Origin of the sequence: Nitrosovibrio sp. Nv17, assembly GCF_900119085.1 — a bacterium.
Lineage (GTDB): Bacteria > Pseudomonadota > Gammaproteobacteria > Burkholderiales > Nitrosomonadaceae > Nitrosospira.
In genome coordinates this window covers 42038-54686 of record NZ_FPIQ01000010.1, presented here as the reverse complement: position 1 = coordinate 54686, position 12649 = coordinate 42038, and the positions used below count along the sequence as shown (strand labels likewise).

General features: G+C 64.0%; 12 protein-coding genes. 1 reads left to right on the top strand and 11 read right to left on the bottom strand.

Features of this window, described 5'->3' with window-relative positions; translation table 11 throughout:
• Window positions 1–185: 185 nt before the first annotated feature.
• From trpE to rpe, 3 genes are all read right to left on the bottom strand, one after another.
• Entirely contained in the window at window positions 186–1676 is a 1491-nt protein-coding gene (gene trpE, locus BT108_RS07470) for an anthranilate synthase component I (RefSeq protein ID WP_072293911.1), read from the bottom strand.
• A 127-nt stretch (window positions 1677–1803) separates the two neighbouring features.
• Window positions 1804–2532 (bottom strand): phosphoglycolate phosphatase, encoded by a 729-nt coding sequence (locus BT108_RS07465; RefSeq protein WP_369816961.1) that lies wholly within the window; start codon window positions 2530–2532, stop codon window positions 1804–1806.
• 102 nt (window positions 2533–2634) lie between these two features.
• Entirely contained in the window at window positions 2635–3318 is a 684-nt protein-coding gene (gene rpe / locus BT108_RS07460) for a ribulose-phosphate 3-epimerase (RefSeq protein WP_072293910.1), read from the bottom strand.
• 156 nt (window positions 3319–3474) lie between these two features.
• Here rpe and apaG point away from each other — a divergent pair, with 156 nt between their 5' ends.
• Window positions 3475–3858 carry a Co2+/Mg2+ efflux protein ApaG gene (gene apaG, locus BT108_RS07455; RefSeq protein ID WP_072293949.1) on the top strand — a complete coding sequence of 128 codons (384 nt, stop codon included), beginning with the start codon at window positions 3475–3477 and terminating at the stop codon, window positions 3856–3858.
• 38 nt (window positions 3859–3896) lie between these two features.
• On the opposite strand, the gene der is transcribed toward apaG, so the two are convergent.
• From der to ndk, 8 genes are all read right to left on the bottom strand, one after another.
• Window positions 3897–5303 carry a ribosome biogenesis GTPase Der gene (gene der / locus BT108_RS07450; RefSeq protein ID WP_072293909.1) on the bottom strand — a complete coding sequence of 469 codons (1407 nt, stop codon included), beginning with the start codon at window positions 5301–5303 and terminating at the stop codon, window positions 3897–3899.
• A 101-nt stretch (window positions 5304–5404) separates the two neighbouring features.
• Window positions 5405–6679, bottom strand: a complete 1275-nt coding sequence (gene bamB / locus BT108_RS07445; RefSeq protein WP_255369653.1) for an outer membrane protein assembly factor BamB — start codon at window positions 6677–6679, stop codon at window positions 5405–5407.
• Between the two features lie 40 nt (window positions 6680–6719).
• Window positions 6720–7358 (bottom strand): YfgM family protein, encoded by a 639-nt coding sequence (locus BT108_RS07440; RefSeq protein WP_072293908.1) that lies wholly within the window; start codon window positions 7356–7358, stop codon window positions 6720–6722.
• Window positions 7359–7390: 32 nt separating this feature from the next.
• On the bottom strand, window positions 7391–8659 hold the full coding sequence (gene hisS / locus BT108_RS07435; RefSeq protein ID WP_072293907.1) for a histidine--tRNA ligase: 1269 nt from the start codon (window positions 8657–8659) through the stop codon (window positions 7391–7393).
• The gene (gene ispG, locus BT108_RS07430; RefSeq protein WP_072293906.1) at window positions 8656–9909 is read right to left on the bottom strand and encodes a flavodoxin-dependent (E)-4-hydroxy-3-methylbut-2-enyl-diphosphate synthase; all 1254 of its coding nucleotides are present in this window, start codon (window positions 9907–9909) and stop codon (window positions 8656–8658) included. Before ispG ends, hisS begins: the two co-directional genes overlap by 4 nt.
• A 39-nt stretch (window positions 9910–9948) precedes the next feature.
• Window positions 9949–10911, bottom strand: coding sequence for a helix-turn-helix domain-containing protein (locus BT108_RS07425; RefSeq protein ID WP_177257274.1), 963 nt, complete (start codon window positions 10909–10911; stop codon window positions 9949–9951).
• Between the two features lie 61 nt (window positions 10912–10972).
• Window positions 10973–12139 (bottom strand): 23S rRNA (adenine(2503)-C(2))-methyltransferase RlmN, encoded by a 1167-nt coding sequence (rlmN, locus tag BT108_RS07420; protein ID WP_072293904.1) that lies wholly within the window; start codon window positions 12137–12139, stop codon window positions 10973–10975.
• 28 nt (window positions 12140–12167) lie between these two features.
• On the bottom strand, window positions 12168–12593 hold the full coding sequence (ndk, locus tag BT108_RS07415) for a nucleoside-diphosphate kinase (RefSeq protein WP_072293903.1): 426 nt from the start codon (window positions 12591–12593) through the stop codon (window positions 12168–12170).
• Between the last annotated feature and the right edge of the window lie 56 nt (window positions 12594–12649).

The window sequence follows — 12649 nt, the reverse complement described above, 5'->3', positions numbered from 1 at the left end:
TCGGAAACCGGCAACCATGCCCGCCAGACGGGCCGCCGGATCGATCATCACCTTTCCGGCCACCCGAAGAAAATTACTGTAGAGCCTAATATAGATCTTACCACATTGTCAAATGTTGTTACGTCCATATGAGCTGAAACCGCCTGCTTCCATGGCGGATAACGACGGTCTTCCGCTGTGTGCGCCTATTCGATCCTGCTGTCCAGCCCGTTCTCGGCGATTTCCGCTGCTCGCAGCACCGCCCTGGCCTTGTTCTGCGTCTCGATCCACTCACTCTCGGGAATGGAATCGGCGACGATGCCGGCGCCGGCCTGGACGTACAGCCTCCCGTCCTTGATGACGGCAGTGCGGATGGCGATGGCAAGATCCATGTCGCCGTTGAACCCGAGGTAACCCACCGCCCCGGCGTAGACGCCCCTTCTGGAAGCCTCGAGCTCATCTATGATCTCCATCGCCCGCACCTTAGGCGCACCGCTGACGGTCCCCGCCGGAAAGGTGGCGCGCAGCACGTCCATCGCGTTCAATCCCGGCTTGAGCGTCCCTTCCACGTTGGAAACGATATGCATGACATGGGAATAGCGTTCGATCTCCATGTTCTCGGTCACCTTCACCGATCCGGTGCGCGCCACGCGCCCTATGTCGTTGCGTCCCAGATCCATCAGCATCAGGTGCTCGGCCCGCTCCTTCGGATCGGCAAGCAGCTCGGCGGCGAGCGCCGCGTCGTCCTCGGGAGTGCTTCCACGTGGGCGGGTACCGGCGATGGGCCGAACGGTCACCGTATCGCCTTCGAGGCGTACCAGGATTTCGGGTGAGGCGCCCACCACGTGGAATCCGCCAAAGTGATAATAGAACATGTAGGGAGAGGGATTGAGGCCGCGCAGCGCACGGTAGAGCGCCAGGGGCGAAGCGGCGTAAGGCTTGCTGGAACGTTGCGACAGCACCACCTGCATGATGTCGCCGTCGAAGATGTAGCGCTTGGCGCGCTTCACCGCGTCAATGAAGGCCGCCTCGTCGAACTCCGAGACGGCGGGAGAGGGACGGCTCGGCGTCTCGACGGGAATCTCCACCGACTGGCGCAAGCCGGACAGCAGGTTCTTCAGGCGTTCCCGCGCAGCCCGGTACGATGCCCCGGCGCCTCCTTCTCCGGCGGGCCCCGGGGTCGCATACACGATCAGGTAGAGCTTGCCGGACAGGTTGTCCACCACGGCCAATTCTTCCGATAGCAGCAGCGATATATCGGGCGTGCAGAGTCTGCCCGGACCGGCGCCCCTGGCAAGCCTGCGCTCGATACGGCGTACGGTGTCGTAGGCGAAGTATCCGGCGAGGCCGCCGCAGAAACGCGGCAGGCCGGGGCAGACAGCCACCTTGAAGCGCGAGAGGTAGGATGCCACGAAATTCAGCGGATCTTCCGACTCGATCTCCTGGGAGCCGCTGCCATCGATGATCCTGACCCGGTTATCCTGCGCCTCGATGCGCGTGACGGCAGGCAGTCCGATGAAGGAATAGCGCCCGAAGCGCTCGCCTCCCTGCACCGACTCCAGCAGGTACGAGTACGGACGGTTGGCAAGCTTGAGATAGATGGACAGGGGCGTATCGAGATCGGCCAGCGTCTCCAGCACCACCGGAATGCGGTTGTACCCCTGCTCTGCCAGGTCGATGAATTCGGTTTCGGTCATGCGTGCGGCTCCATGGAAAAGAAGGAAGGGATGGGATGCTGGATTCAGAGATGCCAGCGCCACAGTTGCGGACGCCAGCGGCACCCGGCCTGCACATGCCCTCCCTCTCCCATGGACGCATTCGTCATCACTGCCCGCGCAGCAGCGCGGCGGCGGCGGAGATGGATGGGACGAAGGCATCGCAATCCAGTTCACGCACGTCGCGTCCCTCGTTATAGCCGTAGGGGACGCAGAAAACATGGCACCCCGCCGCACGGGCCGCCTGGGTATCGTTCAGCGAATCACCGATCAGGACCATCTCGTGGGGCGCGATGCCGAAAAGCCGGCAAGCGTGCAGCAGGGGCATCGGATCGGGTTTTCTTTTCGGCAGGCTGTCGCCCGACAGCACGATGCCGAAGTAGTCGATCAGGCCCGCGGCACGCAGCAGCGGCAAGGTGAACGCTTCCGCCTTGTTGGTGATGCAGGCGAGATGAAAGCCCGCTGCCCGCAGCACTTCCAACCCCTCCACGACGCCTGGATAGGGGCGCGTGCTGGCGTACAGCACCGCAGCGTAGTGGCGTTCGTAGATCGGCATGGCGCGGGCGAGCAACTCCTCGCCGGGCTCGCCGTCCGGGCTGGCCGTCAGCGCGCGGGCCACCAGCCTTCGGATGCCCTTGCCGATATAGGAGCGGATGGTCTCCAGCGGCAATTCCCGCCTGCCCAGTTCCTTCAGCATGAGATTGGCCGCCAACGCAAGATCGGGGGCGGTGTCCAGCAGCGTGCCGTCCAGGTCGATCATCACTGCCTTGACCGCCACGGGGCGTGCATCCGTACCGACTGCGCCGTTGATGGGTGAAATCCCTGCAGCATGCGAAATATCCTGGTTCACGGGGAATCGTCTCCGGTGGGTGCTTCGTTCGGGATATGCCTGCCCGGCTGGGCTGGAGCGGGCTGTGGCGCTGTTCCTGGCCGACTGGCCTCAGGTCCTGGCCAGTTCCGCGCGCAGCGCGGCGATGATGCTGTCGTACCGGTGCGGATCGTCGTCCCTGCCGGCACCGTAGATGGCGGAACCTGCCACGAAAGTGTCGGCCCCGGCGCGCGCGATCTCGGCGATGTTGTCCACCTTCACCCCGCCGTCGATCTCCAGGATGACGTCCCTTCCACTCGCATCGATGCGTCGGCGCACCGCCGTCAGCTTCTGCAGCGCCTCCGGGATGAACTTCTGCCCGCCGAAGCCGGGGTTCACCGACATGATCAGCACCAGATCGAGCTTGTCGAGCACATGGTCGAGATAATGCAGGGGCGTTGCCGGATTGAACACCAGACCGGCCTTGCAACCTTGTTCATGGATGAGCCCAATGGTGCGGTCGATGTGCCTGGAAGCCTCTGGGTGGAAGGAAATGATGTTGGCTCCCGCCTTGGCGAAATCCGGAACGATCCGATCGACCGGTTCGACCATCAGGTGCACGTCGATCAGCGCTTCCGTCAGGGGGCGTATCGCCTCGCATACGAGCGGGCCTATGGTAAGATTGGGCACGTAGTGGTTGTCCATCACGTCGAAATGGATGATATCCGCGCCCGACTCGATGACAGCCGTGATCTCCTCTCCCAGTTTGGCGAAATTTGCCGAGAGTATGCTGGGAGCGATGCGATAGTTTGCCATGAAGGCTTCCTTGTATTAAAAAAGCATCATTTTAACCGTAAAGGACGTTCCACGCTAACAGCCGGAATGGAGTCCGGAAAGGGCGCATCCGGCCGCCTGATGGCGCGCGGCGGCGCCGCCCTTGCCGTGATCCCGAAAATAGTGTGGAATGCCGGAATGACCGAAGAAAAAAAGTACGAGATCGTCGTCACCGTTCACACCACCTATCTTCCGGAGCAGTCGGACGAAGCGGCGGATCGCTATGTCTTCGCCTACACCATCCTGCTTGCCAACACCGGCACGGTCCCGGCGCAGCTCATCAGCCGGCACTGGATCATCGCGGACGGCGTAGGCGGGGTACAGGAGGTAAGGGGGCTGGGCGTGGTCGGGGAACAGCCATTGCTCAAACCCGGCGACAGTTTTGAATACACCAGCGGAACCGCCATCTCGACGCCGGTCGGCTCCATGAAGGGCAGCTACCAGATGGTCGCCGAGGACGGCCTGCGCTTCGACGCCGCCATTCCCGAGTTCATCCTGAGCGTGCCGCGCATCCTGCACTGACCGGTCCCGCGCCGCTGCCGCGTTTTCACTTCAGTCATTCATCCGTATTTCTTCCTGCCGATCATGCGGCGGCGATGGGCGTGTCTCGCCTGCGCCTCGCTGAGGGGCCCGGCACGCTTCTCGGCATAGGGATTGCTCCCCGACCGGAACACCACCCGCAGCGGCGTGCCCATCAGCCCGAAGGCCTCGCGGAAGGTGTTCTCCAGGTAGCGTTGATAGGTTTCCGTGATCTTGTCGAGGGCATTGCCATGGATCACGATCAGCGGCGGATTGCTTCCACCCTGATGGGCATAGCGCGGCTTGGGACGCTGCATGCCGACACGCGGAGGAGGCTGCTTCTCCACCGCCGCCGCCAGGATACGGGTAAGCTTCGGCGTCGACAGGTCCGCCATCGCTGCCGCGTATGCCTTGTCGACCGACGGCAGCAATTCCTTCACTCCTTGCCCCAGCAACGCCGAAATGTAGTGGAACCTCGCGAAGACCGACAGGAAGGTGAGCTTGCGGGCAATTGCCGCCTTGACGAGATCGCGCCGATCAGGCTCCAGGCGCTCCCACTTGTTGACGGCCACCACCAGCGCCCGCCCGCTTTCGAGGATGAAACCGGCGATATGCGCGTCCTGTTCGGAGATTTCGCTGCGCGCGTCCAGCACCAGAATGACCACGTTGGCCTCCTCCACAGACTGCAGAGTCTTGATTACAGAGAATTTCTCCATGGTCTCGAACACCTTCCCGCGCCGTCTCAGCCCGGCGGTATCGATCAACCGGTAGGCACGGTCGCCGTGGTGGAAGTCGACCTGGATGCTGTCCCGGGTGGTGCCGGGCTGGTCCGACACGATGACGCGGTCTTCACCCAGCAACGCATTCAAAAGGGTCGATTTTCCCACGTTGGGGCGTCCCACGATGGCGATCTTCGGATACCGTACCTCTGCCTCCTCCTCCTGGAAGGCAGCAAAATCCGCCAGTGCCCGCTCCACCAGCTCATCCACGTTGTCGCCATGCGCGGCGGAAATCACGCACGGATCCCCCAGCCCAAGCTCGTGGAATTCGGCGGCGACGATCGATCGTGCCATGCCTTCGGCCTTGTTCACCACCAGCATGATGGCGCGACCGGTCCGGCGCAACTGCTCCGCGATCACTCTGTCATGCGATGCCAGGCCCGTCCTGCCATCGACGATGAACAATACCCGATCGGACTCATCCACCGCCTGCCGGGTCTGGGATGCCATCTGGTGCAGGATGCCATCCTTCGCCATCGGCTCGAACCCCCCGGTATCGACCACCAGGTAGGGTTTCTCGCCGTACCTGCCCTGGCCGTAGTGGCGATCCCGCGTCAGGCCCGGGATATCCGCCACGATGGCATCGCGGCTGCGAGTCAGGCGGTTGAAGAGCGTAGACTTGCCGACATTGGGCCGCCCCACCAGCACCAGAGTGGGCTTATGGGCCACTGCGCATCCTGGCGGGTTCGTATTTCTCCGCCATTGCACGGAAACGACGATGGGCGGCATCTGCAATCAGGATACGGGAAAATACGGCGTGACCGAGCCCATTAAATGCCAAAGGCATACAATCCCCCCATCCTGGTCTGTACCAGGACGCCGTCGGGCAACGGAAGCGGGCGGGCCACGATGGCGCTTCCATCGGTGGCAACGCGTGCCACGATGCTGCCTGTGTCACTTCTGATGACATTCACATATCCCATGGAATCGCCAACCACCACGTACGCATCCCGCACCAGCGGCGGAGACAGCTGAACGCCGGCGAGCAGCTCCTGCTTCCAGATATCGGTGCCCACGTTCTTGTCGTAGGCGATGACTGCACCCTTTGCATCGCTCACGTAGACGTGGTGATCGTTCATGGCGAGACCCGCGCTGCTCGATGCATCCCGTGTCCAGATCGGATTGCCGCGATCGAGGTCGAAGCAGGCCACTCGTCCCTGATAGGCCACTGCGCAGATGCGGTAGTCGTCGACCACCGGCAGGCCGGTGATATCCGTCACCCGCTCCAGTTCGGTGGCGCCGCGCGCCCGCGACACGACCGCCTCCCAGACGACCCTGCCGTTCTCCAGATCCAGCGCCACCAGCCTGCCGCCCGCGAACCCGGCGTACACGCGGTCCCGCAGGATCAGCACCCCGGCAAAGCTGCGCACCATCAGGGATGGCGTCGCTCCCTGGTAGATCCACCTGCGCTTGCCGCTGCCGGCTTCCAGGCCGAATATCCGGCCATCCCCGCTGCGCACCGCAACCATGCCATTTGCCGCCCGTGGCGGACTCAGCACCTCGGTCGATACCCGCGCCGTCCAGCGCAACTTGCCATCATCACTGCCATATGCCAGGACCTCGCCCTTGAGGGTGCCGAGCAACAGCATGCCTTCCCCCGTTCCCACACCGCCGGACAACGGGCGCTTGGTATCGACACGGCCCTCCTGCCGGCCGGTGGCGGGGTCGAAACGCACCATCAACCCATTCGCTCCCGCCGCATAGACGGCCCCGCCCTCGGCCACCGGCATGAATCCCATGACCCGGCTTTCCTCAATGTCGCCTCGCCACAACAGGGGAATCTTGGGGATCCTTTCCAGCTGGGCAGCCTGCTCCGGGCTGAACTCGAAGGTATTGCCGCCTATGAGGCCGCCACTCATGCCCTCGACATCGATATCCGAGAGATCCCGGGCCAGATCGCGCCCCATGTCGATGACGTTCGCACACCCCGCAAGGATCAGGATCCCTGAGAGCACGAGCACGGTGGCCCGTCGTGGAAGCCGGCCCGTGACGGCGGCGATCGCCTGCATGAATCCGCCGCGGACGATCCGGCAGGAGTGCTTCATTGCAGCCGCCTTTCCATGCGCGGATCGCAGGCCGGGCGTTCTATCCACCCTCCGCCAGTGCATCGAGCTTCATCTGGACGATACCGTGGTAGACACCGTCCTGTTCAAGTCTGCCGAGTGCGGCCCGATAGGCGGCAACCGCCTCGGCGGGCTTCCCTGCCGAAACCAGGATGTCGCCCTTGAGATCCGCGTACAGGCCGTCGAAGGATGGACCGTGTCCGGTGTCCAGCAGTCGCAGGGCATCGTCGTACCGCTCCTCGTCCAGCAGGATCCCCGCCAGCCGCAGGCGCGCCAGATCCTTCAACTCCTCTTCCTTGACATTGTCCAGTATCCACTGCAGGCGGCCTTTGGCGGTCTGCCTGTCCCCCGCCTCGAAGCTTGCCCGCGCCGAGATCAGGGCGGCGCGGGCCGCGTAGCCGCTGGCGGGATAGCCTTCCATCAGCAGATGCGCCGCGTCGCCGGTCTTTTTGGGATCGCCGTCGGCATCGACCTGCAACAGCGAGGCATAGAGTTCCGCCGCCTGTTCCGTCTGCTGCGCCGTATAGTGCTTCCAAATCCGGTAGCCCGCGGTCGTGGCGATCAGGGTCGCGACGAATATGATCACCAGCGTGCCGTTGGCCTCCCACCAGGACTTGAGACCGTCTATCTTCTCCTGTTCTTCCAGATCGTAGATCGCCATCCGATTCCCCGTCAGTAATATCCCGTTCGGCTTCAGCCTCGTCCGAGCAGATCGCCCGCTGCTGCGAGGCCGATCCGTGCCTGCGGCGCCCCCGAGCGCAGGGGCTTGACGCTGACCTCCTCCGCCCGCACCTCGTCCTCGCCGATGATGATCGCATAACGTGCGTTGCTGCTGTCCGCTTTCTTCATCTGCGCCTTGAAGTTGCCGGCTCCGCAGTGAAGGATCGCCCGAAACCCCCTGTCGCGCAGATAACGGACGGTTTTCCACGCAACCGCCTGCGCCGCCTCGCCCTGGTGCACCACGTACGCATCGGGCACGGCATGCGGGATCTCGCCGCCCGATTCCAGCATCAGCGCGAGCACCCGCTCCACCCCCATGGCGAAACCGCACGCGGGCGCGGCCGCCGCCTTGCCGCCGATCTGTTCCAGCAGGCCATCGTAGCGCCCGCCGGCACACACGGCGCCCTGTGCCCCCAGCCGGTCCGTGACCCACTCGAACACGGTGCGGTTGTAGTAGTCCAGTCCCCTGACCAGCCGGGAATTGATCTCGAACGCCACGCCCTGTGCGCGCAGGAGGCGCTGCAGCGCCTCGAAATGCTCCAGCGAGTCCTGGTCCAGATCGTCCAGCAGCCGGGGGGCAGCCTCGATCACCGCCTGCATCTGCGGATTCTTGCTGTCGAGTATCCGCAGGGGGTTGCTGTGCAGGCGCCTGCGCGCATCCTCGTCCAGCCTGCCCAGGTGCCGTTCCAGGTATCCGATGAGCCGCGACCGGTACAGGGTGCGCGCCTCGAGGCTGCCCAGCGTGCCGATCTCCAGGCGCACCCCCGGAACGCCCAGCCTCTTCCACAGATCCGCGCACATGACGATGAGCTCGGCATCGATGTCCGGGCCGGGATAGCCCAGCGCTTCGACCCCCACCTGGTGGAATTGGCGGTAGCGACCTTTCTGCGGACGCTCATGGCGGAACATGGGTCCGGAATAGTACAGCCTCTGGGGTCCACCGTACAGCAGGCTGTGCTCCAGCACCGCACGCACGCAGGAAGCGGTGCCCTCCGGGCGCAGCGCCAGCCTGTCGCCATTGAGACTGTCGTCGAAGGCATACATCTCCTTCTCGACGATGTCGGTCACCGCTCCGATGGAACGCACGAACAGGTCGGCCTGTTCGACGATGGGCATGCGGATGTTGCGGTATCCATAGGATGCCATCCACTCCCGCACGGTCTGCTCGAAGAATTCCCACAGATACGCCTGGTCGGGCAGGACGTCGTTCATCCCGCGGATGGCCTGGATGGATCGGGTCATTGCCTGACTGCTGCGACGGCCTGCTTCCTCGGGTACCTCGTCTGTACGTATGCATCGACGAGTTGGCGGAACTCGCCCGCGATATTGTCGCCCTTCAGGGTGACCGACTTTTGTCCATCCACATAGACCGGCGCCACCGGCCTTTCTCCCGAACCGGGCAGGCTGATGCCGATATTGGCGTGCTTGCTTTCCCCCGGGCCGTTGACCACGCACCCCATCACTGCCAGGGTCATGTTCTCCACGCCCTCGTACTCCTCTCGCCATACCGGCATCTGGGTACGCACATAGCCTTGTATGCTTTCCGCGAGTTCCTGGAAGTAGGTGCTGGTAGTGCGTCCGCAGCCGGGGCATGCCGCCACCAGCGGAACGAAGGCCCGCAGCCCCGTGGTCTGCAGAATCTCCTGGGCCACCACCACCTCGCGGGCGCGATCTCCCCCCGGATCCGGTGTCAGCGAGACGCGGATGGTGTCGCCGATGCCGCCGAGCAGCAGCACCGACAGCGCGGCGGCGGAAGCGACGATCCCCTTGGAGCCCATCCCCGCCTCGGTCAGTCCGAGGTGCAGCGCATGATCGCAGGACGCCGCCAGATCGCGGTACACCGCGATCAGGTCCTGAACACCGCTGACCTTGCAGGACAGGATGATACGGTCGCGTCCCAGCCCGATCTCCTCCGCCCGCGCGGCGCTCTCCAGTGCGGAGGTGATCATCGCTTCGCGCATGACCAGTTTCGCATCCTTCGGGTCGGGGGATCTGGCATTCTCATCCATGATGCGGGCCAGCAGCTCCGGATCCAGGCTGCCCCAGTTGACGCCGATGCGCACCGGCTTGCCGTACTTGCAGGCTGCCTCGATCAGGATGGAGAACTGTTCGTCCCGCTTCCTGCCATGGCCCACGTTGCCGGGATTGATGCGGTACTTTGCCAGCGCCCTTGCGCACGCCGGATAGTCGGTCACCAGCTTGTGGCCGTTGAAATGGAAGTCTCCGATCAACGGTACGTCGCAACCCATGTCGTCGAGTCGGGCGCGGATCCCCGGTACCGCCTGGGCAGCGGCGGGGGTGTTGACGGTGATGCGCACCAGTTCCGATCCTGCACGCGCGAGCTCGGCCACCTGCGTGGTCGTGGCGATCTCGTCCTCGGTATCGGTGTTGGTCATGGACTGCACTACCACCGGTGCGCCGCCGCCCACCGTGACGGTCCCCACACGCACCCCGACACTGTGGCGACGGGGCGGAAAGATGCTTTGCGACATGGTCATGGCTGGTACGATAACCCTACGAAATATGGAAATCTATTGAATGGAAAGACGCGCCGTCCCGCCATAGGCATTGGTATGAGGCGCCAGATCCACCGGCCTGCTATTGTAGACCAGTCTGACCTGGGCGGCGTTGCCTATCGTGAGAAAGAACGGCGGCTTGCCGCGCAGCACCTGTTGCGTGCCAGCGGGATTGATCCGGGAAAGCAGCAGCCTGCCATCGTCATCCTTGACCTCGACCCAGGATTCGCCATCGAAAGTGAGATGCAGCGCATCCTTTCCCGTCACCGGCTCCGGGGGCGGACTCTCGAACAGCGCGCGTGCGGCGATTTCCGCCGGTTCGGTGCCCACGCCGGGCGTACGGGGAACTGGAGCCGGGAGCGGCGCGGATATCTCCGGCGCCTCACCGGCCGCCGCCCGGTTCGCCGGTTCGCCGCCCGTCCCTGTCCCGGCGTCGCCGGCGTCACCGGCGTCACCGGCAAATGGCGACCGATCCTGCGATGGCTCGACCGGCCCGATCCCGTCGCCGGGTTCCGTTTTCATGAACGCCAGTCCGCCGGCACCGCCTCCGCCCCCTTCATGGATCTCGAAAGCCAGCAGCAGCACCAGGATGACTGCTGCGGCGATGAGCAGGCCGCGCTTTCCTCCACCCTGGCCCGACGGGAAGGGAATGCCTTCCGTCCGATACGAAATGGTCTGGACGGGCACCGCGGGCTGGGACTGCTCCAGCCGCTGCAGCAGGGGCTTTGCATCCATCTGCAACAGCCTGGCATAGTTGCGCACGAAACCGCGCAGAAAGGTGCCGCCGGCGAGCTTGTCGTAGTCGTCCTGCTCCAGCGCCGTGATCTGGCGTACCGACAGACGCAGCTGCCGGGCGGCATCGCCGACGCTCATGCCGCGCGCCAGCCGGGCGCTGCGCAACGCATCCCCGATGCGCGCGCCCGAGCCGTTCGATCCCGTCTCCGTTGCGTGGCTTCCACTTTCGTCGACCGTGCTCATGTCGCGCCCCCGCATGGCCGGGACACCGCGGAAAAGGATGCGCAGGCATCCGGCTTGCGCCTCATCCCACCGCTTCCAGGGTATTCCGCTCCGCTCGCCGGGTCTTGTCGCGCACTCTGCCGGCGAGCTGCCCGCAGGCTGCCGCAATGTCGTCGCCGCGGGTCCTGCGCACGGTCGTCATCAACTCCGCCTGCATCAGCACGTCGCGAAAGACACGCACCGCCTCCGCCGACGAACGCCGATAGCCCGAACCGGGAAACGGATTGAACGGAATCAGGTTGAACTTGCACGGCGTATCCCTCACCAGCTGTATCAGCTCGCGCGCATGTTCCGGACTGTCGTTGATCCCTTCCAGCATGACGTATTCGAAGGTGATGAAATCCCTCGGCGCAGACTGGAGGTAGCGACGGCAGGCCGCCATGAGTTCGCTGAGCGGATACTTTCTGTTGATCGGCACCAGCTCACTGCGCAGACCATCGTTGGGCGCATGCAGGGATACCGCCAGCGCCACCGGGCAGCGTTCGCGCAACCGATCCATCGCCGGCACCAGACCCGAGGTGCTGACCGTCACGCGCCGCCGCGACAGGCCATAGGCATCGTCATCCAGCATCAGATCGAGCGCGGTCACCACATTCTCGAAATTGGCCAGCGGTTCGCCCATGCCCATCATGACCACGTTGGTGACCGCGCGATCACGAGCCTTTGCCGCGGACGCCTGCGAGGCACGCTCTTTTTTCTGACCTCCCGGACGCTCTTCGAGTTCCATGGCGGCATGGCCTTCATGGACCTGGGCGAGCGCACGGTTCGCCCACCATAGCTGGCCGACGATCTCCGCGACCGTCAGATTGCGGTTGAAACCCTGCCGTCCGGTGGAACAAAAGGTGCAGGCCAGCGCGCAGCCCACCTGGCTCGACACGCACAGGGTGCCGCGGCCGGCCTCTGGGATGTAGACGGTCTCGATGCCGTTGCCGGCGCCGACCGACAGCAGCCATTTGCGGGTGCCGTCGGCAGCCAGATGACTGTCGATCAGGGGCGGCGGCTCGATCACGGCACGAGCCGCGAGCTTGGCTCGAAACGCCTGGGCCAGATCGCTCATTACCGCGAAATCCGCTTTTCCCCGCCGGTGAATCCAGCGCAGCAACTGCCGGGCACGAAACGGCCTTTCGCCGAGGCCCGCACAGAAATCGGTCAGGGCCTTCGCATCGAAGTCGAGGAGATTGACGGTCATCTCATGCGATCGGGATTCCAGGTCATCCTCAGCGCGGATGGATGTCCAGCGCCGGAAAATAATAGGCGATCTCCGTCGCGGCAGTGTCGGGTCCGTCGGAGCCGTGCACCGCGTTGGCTTCGATGCTGTCGGCAAAATCGGCACGTATCGTTCCCTTCTCGGCCTTCCTGGGATCCGTCGCCCCCATCAGATCCCGATTCCTCCCGATCGCGTTCTCGCCTTCGAGCACCTGTACCATGACCGGCCCCGAGATCATGAATTCCACCAGATCACCGAAAAATGGACGGTTGCGATGCACCGCATAGAATCCCTCGGCTTCCGCCCGCGAGAGATGCAGCATGCGCGCCGCGACGATCCTGAGGCCGCCGCGTTCGAAGCGCGAGTAGATTTCCCCGATGACATTCTTTGCCACCGCGTCCGGCTTGATGATGGAGAGGGTACGTTCGACCGCCATGCAATACTCCGTTAAATGAATAAATTAAAACGCATTTTACCAAATAAACCGATCCT